At 71.7% G+C, this 5,722-nt stretch carries 6 protein-coding genes; 3 read left to right on the top strand and 3 right to left on the bottom strand.

The genetic code is table 11. The annotated features are described in order from the left end of the window. Positions 1 to 39: 39 nt before the first annotated feature. Positions 40 to 477: a thioredoxin TrxC gene (gene trxC / locus NON22_RS19335; RefSeq protein ID WP_257388607.1), complete on the bottom strand. Its 438-nt coding sequence runs from the start codon at positions 475 to 477 to the stop codon at positions 40 to 42. Between the two features lie 209 nt (positions 478 to 686). Here trxC and NON22_RS19330 point away from each other — a divergent pair, with 209 nt between their 5' ends. From NON22_RS19330 to NON22_RS19320, 3 genes are all read left to right on the top strand, one after another. Next, the gene (locus NON22_RS19330) at positions 687 to 1,787 is read left to right on the top strand and encodes a hypothetical protein (protein WP_257388606.1); all 1,101 of its coding nucleotides are present in this window, start codon (positions 687 to 689) and stop codon (positions 1,785 to 1,787) included. A gap of 191 nt (positions 1,788 to 1,978) precedes the next feature. Beyond that, positions 1,979 to 3,187 carry a hypothetical protein gene (locus NON22_RS19325; RefSeq protein WP_257388605.1) on the top strand — a complete coding sequence of 403 codons (1,209 nt, stop codon included), beginning with the start codon at positions 1,979 to 1,981 and terminating at the stop codon, positions 3,185 to 3,187. Positions 3,188 to 3,538: 351 nt separating this feature from the next. After that, entirely contained in the window at positions 3,539 to 3,982 is a 444-nt protein-coding gene (locus NON22_RS19320; RefSeq protein WP_257388604.1) for a globin domain-containing protein, read from the top strand. A 93-nt stretch (positions 3,983 to 4,075) separates the two neighbouring features. On the opposite strand, the gene NON22_RS19315 is transcribed toward NON22_RS19320, so the two are convergent. Beyond that, positions 4,076 to 4,999: an adenylate/guanylate cyclase domain-containing protein gene (locus NON22_RS19315; RefSeq protein WP_257388603.1), complete on the bottom strand. Its 924-nt coding sequence runs from the start codon at positions 4,997 to 4,999 to the stop codon at positions 4,076 to 4,078. An 88-nt stretch (positions 5,000 to 5,087) separates the two neighbouring features. Then, positions 5,088 to 5,507 carry a globin domain-containing protein gene (locus tag NON22_RS19310; RefSeq protein ID WP_257388602.1) on the bottom strand — a complete coding sequence of 140 codons (420 nt, stop codon included), beginning with the start codon at positions 5,505 to 5,507 and terminating at the stop codon, positions 5,088 to 5,090. Positions 5,508 to 5,722 lie beyond the last annotated feature (215 nt).

Raw genomic sequence — 5,722 nt, 5'->3', positions numbered from 1 at the left:
CCGGGCCGGCGCGCGTCATCCCGCCTGCGGGCCCGCGGCTCAACCGCGCTGCGCGCGCGCCCAGCGCACGATGTCGGCGCGGCCGATCGCGCCGGACTGGCGCGCGATCTCGCGGCCCCGGCGCAGCAGGATCAACGTCGGAATGCTGCGGATCGCGTAGCGCGCCGCGAGCGCCGGCACGGCTTCGGTATCGACCTTGGCCAGACGGAACTGCGGTTCGAGGTCGGCCGCGGCGGCCTCGAACTGCGGCGCCATCGTGCGGCAGGGACCGCACCACGGCGCCCAGAAATCCACGAGCAGCGGCAGCTCCGCGCGCACGGCGTGCGCGTCGAAGCTCGTCGCGTCGAGCACGACCGGCCGGGCTGCGAACAGGACCTGGCCGCAGCGGCCGCAGACCGGCGCCTCGGCCAGGCGCGCCGACGGCGCGCGATTGACGGTGTGGCAATGGGGACAGGCGACCAGCAAGGCGTCGTTCACGGGATTCTCCGGTCCGCGGCGAAAGAGCGGCGGCGAGCGCCGGCCCGCAGCTCATCTTGTGTCGCGAAACGGCGAATCAAGGCATTGAGCGCAAAAGAAATAATTCCGGAGTCACGGTGCCGTCGCGTTGCCGTCAGGCAGCCGCGGCGGCGGATGCGGACAGTGCGCCCCGTCCGCGCCGAACCGGCGCCACTTTGCGAGCCGCGTCCATGTCCATCCGCCCGTCCCGCCATTCCCTGTTCCCGCGCTGCCTGATCGGTCTGGGCCTGCTGCTGCCGGCATTGCCGGGCCACGCGTTCTCCGTCTGCGTCGGCACGGCGCAGCAGCTGCACGACGCTCTCGTGAGCGCGGAGATCACGAGCGACACCAACGTCGTCATCAAAATACGCACGGGCACCTACATCGCGACGGCAGCGACCGGCAGCTTCAAGAGCACCGTCAGTCATTCCAACCAGGTCGTCGAGGTCTCCGGCGGCTGGAGCGGGCCGAACAACAGCTGCCAGGACAAGACATTCAACAGCGCGGCCACCATTCTGGTCGGACCGGCCGACAGGATCGCGCTGCATCTGAGCACCAACAGCGCGATCAGCGGCAGCACGCTGCACGCCCACGACCTGACCCTGAGCAGCCCGGGCTACACGGGCACCAGCCTGGGCGCCTGCCTGAACACCTACGTCACGGCCGGCAACGAGGCGCTGCTGGAACGTCTGCAGATGGTCGAATGCCTGGCGCCCAACGGCTACAACGCCGCCGGCTACCTCGAAAATACGGCGGGCCTGCTGACCGTGCGCGACGTGTTCGTGCGCTCCAGCTCGGCCAAGAGCAACGGCGGCCTCTCGGTCAGCACCTACGACGGCGGCACGTCGCGCATCGCGCACCTCAGTGTGGCCAACACGGTCTCCAGCGCGGCCGACAGCCTCCTGAGCGGCCTGTACATCGCCAACTTCGGCAACAGCTTCACCTATCTCGGCAACAGCGTGTTCTGGGGCAACGACCCCGACCCGACGACCGCCGATCTGTCGGTATTCGGCAGCGGCGTGTTCCTGACGCGGACCCACTACGGCAGCCTGCGCGGCACGCCGGCCGCGAACCTGTCGCCGAGCAGCGGTGATCCGGGCTTCGTCGCCTACAACAATCCGCGCCCGCGCGCCGACTCCATCCTCGTCGACAGCGGCATCGCGAACCCGCAGGGCGGCTCGGGCACGTTCGACGCGGACGGCCGCACGCGCGTGCTCGGTCCGGCCGTCGACATCGGCGCCTTCGAATCGGAGCTGATCTTCGCCGACGGCTTTCAGACCACGGCGCCGTGATTTCCGCCGACGCGTGACGCGGATCTTCCGGGCGTGCGCCGGGCCGGCACAGCCGTTCTCCCGTCATGCCACCTCCACCGGCGGCCCGAGCGGCGCCACAGCGCCGACGTCCGCTGTCGAAGCAGCCGGAGGCTGACAGCCTCCGCGCTGCTTTTCCGTTCCCGGAGCATCCCTACTGCCAAGGATGCTCCATGTCGATGCGCTGGATCCCTGCCGCGCTGTTTCTGCTAGCACCCCCGCTCGCGGCGCAGAATGCGCCGCATCGCGCGTTCGTCACTTCGGTTCAAGGCAACGGCAATCTCGCGAGCTGGGCCGACTCCGGTGGCCGCGCCGGACTCGCCGGCGCCGACGCGGTCTGCCGTGCGCGCGCCCGCGCCGCGAATCTCGTCAACGCCGACGCGTTCGTCGCCTGGCTGTCGGACACGAGCGACGACGCCTACTGCCGCGCGCACGGCCTGCGCGGCAAACGCAGCGCGAACTGCGGCCTGACGCAACTGCCGACCGACGCCGGGCCGTGGCAGCGCACCGACGACAGGCTGATCGCCGCGAGCCTCGCCGACCAGCTGGCCGGCCGCCTGTTCCATCCGATCAATCGCGACGAATTCGGCCGGCCGCTGCCGTTCACCGGCTATGTGCAGACCATCGCTGACGGCACGGACGCCGCCGGCGCGAACGCGGCCGGCGCCGACTGCAACGGCTGGAGCACGAGCGCCGGCGCGGCGATGAGCGTCGGCGGCGCGGACTCCACGAGCGGCGGCTGGTCCGCCGGCGGCGGCGTCGGCTGCAATATCACGGCGCGTCTGTACTGCCTGGAACCCGGCAGCGGCAATGCCGCTGCGGCCAGACCTCGCGAATTCGGCAAGCGCGAAGCCTTCGTGACCGACGGCGGCGGCCCAGGCAATTTCGCCGAATGGCCCGAGATGCAAGGCCAGTCCGGCATCGCCGCCGCCGACGCGATCTGCCGTCTGCGCGCCGCGAGCGCCGGCCTGCATCGGCCGGACCGCTTCAAGGCGCTGCTGTCGGACGGCGCGACGCCGGCGTTCGCGCGCGTCACCGAGCCCGGCCTGCCGTGGGTGCGCCGCGACGGCGTGCGCCTCGCCGACGACCTGGCCGCGCTGCAGGCCGGCGCGACCTGGACGCCGCTCAACGTGACCGAAGCCGGCCGCTACACGACGAACATCGGCGTCTGGACCGGCATCGGCGCCGACGGAGGCGCCGCGGCCGAGCAGTGCAGCGGCTGGAGCGACGCGGCAGCCCGCGGAGGCACGCTGACGGCCAACATCGCCGGCCCGCTGTGGCTGCGCACGAGCTATGCCTACGCCTGCTCGACGCGCTACGCGCTGTATTGCCTGTCCGATGCCGACACGCTGTTCCACGCGGGCTTCGAGGCGCCACGCTGAGCCGCGCCGACCGCACGCGAACGACGGTCCGCTGCGGCGACCGTCGCCGCGATCCGCGGTGCAGCCACCGCTGCGCGCCGCCTCTTTCGCATCGGGTGAGACCCGCAATCCGCTGATGCCGCAAATAAAAATGATCCGATAACGCTGCAGGCGGTTTGCCGTCAGGCAGCGTATCGGCGCGCTGCCGACACTGCGTCCCGTCGGCGATCACCCCCGTACTCCCCGCCGGCGACGCCGACGCCGCAGGCCCCGACGCTGCGGCGTCGGCCCTCGTATCCGCCTCCTCGCCCTGCCCGGCTCCGCCGGAACGGGCCCGGTTGACGGCATTCCTTCGCTGATTCAGGAACGCTCATGCACACCACCACTGCGCCGGTCGCCTGGCTGGACCCGGCTTCGATCACACTGATCCGCGCCAACTTCGCCGCGATCGCCGGCGACGCCGACGGCTTCGCGGCGGATTTCTATACGCGCCTGTTCGCGCTCGCGCCGCAGGTGCGGCCGATGTTCGGCGCCGATCTCGCCGAACAGCGCACGAAGCTCGTGCGCATGCTGTCGATGCTGGTCGCGGGCCTCGACCGGCCGGACCAGCTCGCCGGCCCGCTCGCGAACCTGGGCCAGCGCCATGCCGGCTACGAGGTGCAGAGCCACCACTACGCCATCGTCGGCGCGGCACTGCTCGACACGCTCGCCGCGCGCCTCGGCGCAGACTTCGACGATGCGGCGCACACCGCCTGGGCCACGCTCTACGGCGGCGTCGCCGCGAACATGCAGCGCGCATTCGCCGCGGCGGCCTGAGCGCGCCGACGCGATCCCGGCGCGCCGGCCGCGACGTGCCGTGCGATCGCGCTCCGGCGGTGCGGGCGCACGCTCGCGCCGCCCGCGCGCCGTTCAGTCCGCGCGCAATCCGCGCACTTCGATCAGCCGGTAGCTGCCGCTCTTGCCGGGCAGCGCGGTCTCGTGGATCGCGCCGATCTGCGCGCGTCCGGCGAGCTGCGTCCAGGTCTGCTCGGAAACCAGCAGGCGCGTGCCGAAACGTTTGTTGGCCGCCTCGATGCGGCTCGCGAGATTGACCGCATCGCCGATCGCGGTCACGCGCTCGCGTCCGGCCGCGCCGACGTTGCCGACGACCGCGCAGCCGTAATGGATGCCGACGCCGACGTCGAAGGTCTGGCCGAACGCGGTCAGCAGGTACGGCTGCAATGCGGCGACGGCGTCGATCAGCGCAAGCGCCGCGCCGACCGCGCGCAGGCACGCGGAATCCGCCTCGCCGTGCAGCCCGAACAGGGCCATGAAGCCGTTGCCCATGTAGTTGTCGATCTGTCCGCCCTGGCGTTCGACGACTTCGCCGGCGGCCTGGAAATAGCGGTTGAGCACGTGGATCACGTCGTACGGCGGCAACCGTTCGGAAAATGCGGTGAAGCCGCGGATGTCGGCGAACAGGATCGCGAGCTCGCGTTCCTCGCCGGCGCTCGCGGTCGCCTCGGAATCGCGCTGCCGTCGGTCGACGAGCCGTGCATCGTGCGCGTCGAGCACGAGACGACGCACCGTCATCGGCCCGTCCACGACGGTCTGGCAGGCCAGGCGCAGGTGGGGCGGAAAACGCAGCTGCTCGGCGATCCGCCGCTCGGCCTCGGTCGGCGGCGCGCACCCGTCTTCGCCGTCGCGCACCTCGACCCGGCAGGTCGAACAGTGCGCATGGCCGCCGCACAGATGCAGATGCGGCACGCCGGCGCGCAGCGCCGCCGCGAGCACGGTCTCGCCCGGCACGGTGTCGATCTTCACGTCGTCGGGAAGGATGCGGATCAGGCTCATGGACATTGCTGCGCCGCGCGGATGACGCCGCGCAGCATACCCTGCCGCCGTACCGCGGCCGCCCCGGGGCCTGGCGGCCGATGAACCGTCAGGCCGGCGGACTCGCGCCGTTCTCGGCCGCGATCATCGCCTCGGCCAGATCGCCGTAGAGCGTGGCCCAGGCCTGTTCGACTTCCGGCGTGAAGGCCGGACCGAGCTGTTCGCGCAGGGCCATCAGCAGTGCGGCGCCGACGTCGTCGTAGTCCTCTTCGCTGACGCCGTAGCCGAGGTGGCGGCGGCCGAGCTCGGCGAAGTCGCGCGCGAGCTGGCTCGGCGCATCGAGCGCGCGCACGATGGACCCGAGCATGTCGATGAGCTTGCGCACCTGCTGGTCCAGGTCGGCCGGGAACAGCGCGCGCGCGTCGGGCCGCAGGCGGAACAACTGCGCATAGAAGCCCCGGCCCAGGCCGGCGCCGTCGCCGATCGCCGCATAGCTCTCGCGCACCCGCTGTATGTCCAGATCGTACATGTCATTCGCCCCTTGTCGGCCCGTGTCGCCCGGCATGGATTGCCTGCGCCCTCGCGCACCCGCGCGCCGGCGGCTCCGCAGAGCCTGGACCGGCGGCGGCGCGCCTGCCTGACGCAAGCGCTACACGCGCATTATTTCGTTGCGGATCAGCGTGCCGGCCCGTCCGCTGCCGTGCCGGCCGGCGCCGTGACCGGCGCGGCGGGGCGTCCCTGCAG

Source organism: Tahibacter caeni, from assembly GCF_024609805.1.
In the GTDB taxonomy this organism is placed as follows: domain Bacteria; phylum Pseudomonadota; class Gammaproteobacteria; order Xanthomonadales; family Rhodanobacteraceae; genus Tahibacter; species Tahibacter caeni.
The sequence above is the reverse complement of the archived record's forward strand: the minus strand, read 5'-3'. Positions and strand labels throughout refer to the sequence as shown.